Origin of the sequence: Streptomyces sp. SID3212 (genome assembly GCF_009865405.1) — a bacterium.
In the GTDB taxonomy this organism is placed as follows: Bacteria; Actinomycetota; Actinomycetes; order Streptomycetales; family Streptomycetaceae; genus Streptomyces.
Map to the genome: position 1 here is coordinate 1 of NZ_WWJY01000298.1, position 1,588 is coordinate 1,588.

General features: G+C 77.2%; 1 protein-coding gene. It reads right to left on the minus strand.

Features of this window, described 5'->3' with window-relative positions; genetic code table 11:
- Positions 1-47 precede the first annotated feature (47 nt).
- A partial coding sequence (locus GT042_RS08990) for a hypothetical protein (protein WP_161308175.1) occupies positions 48-1,588 on the minus strand: 1,541 nt, incomplete at its 5' end.

A 1,588-nucleotide genomic window follows, 5' to 3' on the forward strand; every position in this document is an offset into this window, starting at 1 on the left:
CCATCAAGCCCGTCCGGCGATTGAGGACAACCCTGACCGCAACGCGGTCAGCTGGGCGTGGGTGGGGACGGTGACGCCTCCGTGGGGGACGCGCTCGGTGACGGCGTCGGCGTTGGGGACGGGGGGTCCGTGGGGGCGGAAGGAACCGGATCGGACGAGCCGGTGGGGTCTGGGGCCGAGGGGCCCCCAGGGCCGGGACCGGGACCGGGGCCCGGGTTCGACGGGGCGCTCGGTCGAGTTCGCGGCGGCGGCGGCGCCGTACGACCGTAACCGTCCAGCCTAACAACCGCCCCCGACGGATGCAGCAGAATCCAAGCCCTCCAAGCGCCACGCGGCTCGTACCGCCGGTCCACCAGAACCCGCACCGTCACCACGCCGCCAGGCGCAAGCGTTCCCGAGCTTTCGCTGAGCCGGATCCACCCCGCACTCGTACCGGCCGACCACCTCACCGGAGCGCCCCCGTACGCCCGGAGCGTGAGCGTACTCGTGCCGCCCGACGACCGCGCCTCGACCGAGAGCCGGCCGGGAGCCGGTTGCCCGGGCCGGGCCGGACGCGGGGGCGGGCCGTCGCTGATCACCTCGACGGACACGTCCGGCGTACGGCCGCCCCCCGGCGCACCCGCTCCACGCGCCAGGAAACCGTCCCCCGCCCGGACCTCCGCGTTGCCCGCGTTCTCGTAACGCTCGTACACCCGCGCCTCGTCGCCCGGCCGGCCGCCGGGCCTGTCCCGCGCGCTGATCGAGGGGCCGTCCTGCCCCTCCCCCGTCAGGGGGCCGCCCCGGTACGCCGCCCAGAGCGCGAGCACGGGCGCGGCGACGACCGTCGCCACGACGGTGGTGGTCACGGCGCGGGCGCGCAGCCGGTCGCGGCGGGCCGCGCGGTCCTTGGGGTCCATCGGGAAACCGTTGCGGCCGAAGCGCGGGGAGGTCGCCCGGCCGCGCGGGGCGCGGATCATCGCGGTGTACGCGGCGGCCCTCGGCGCCTCGATGAGCGGGAGGACGGCCGGTGAGGTACGGGTACGGGCCGAGGGCGTCGTACGGGAACCGGGCCACGGCGCCGACGCCTCCGCGCGCTCGGCGACCCGGCGGCAGCGCGGGCAGTCGTCCACGTGCCGGACGAGTTCGCGCCGGAGCGTGGCGGAGAGCAGGGTCTGGGGGGCGCCGGTGAGCCGGGCCACCGAGGGGCAGCTGCCGGTCTCGACGACCGCGAGGGCGGCGCGGGTGCGTTCCACCTCGCAGGCGGCGGAGGCGAGCAGCTCGCGCGCGGCCGTCAGCTCCATCGACAGGACGGCGGCCACCTCCTGCGGGCCGAGTTGGTGCCGTACGGCCAGCTCCAGGATCTCGCGCTGCTCGGGCGTCGTCCCGGCGGCCTCGGGCCAGGCCAGCTGGGCCAGTTCGTACCGCCGACGCTCCTCGGTCGCGGCGACCGAGACAGGGTCGGGGGAGGAGGGGGAGGGGGAGGAGACGGAGGTGTCGGCGGAAGGGCCGCTGCCGGGGCCGGAGCCGGTGCCGTCAGCAACGTCGGCGCCAACACGCCCCGCCGCACCGATCCCACCGCCCCCGCCTGCGGCACCCGGCCGGTCCGCCC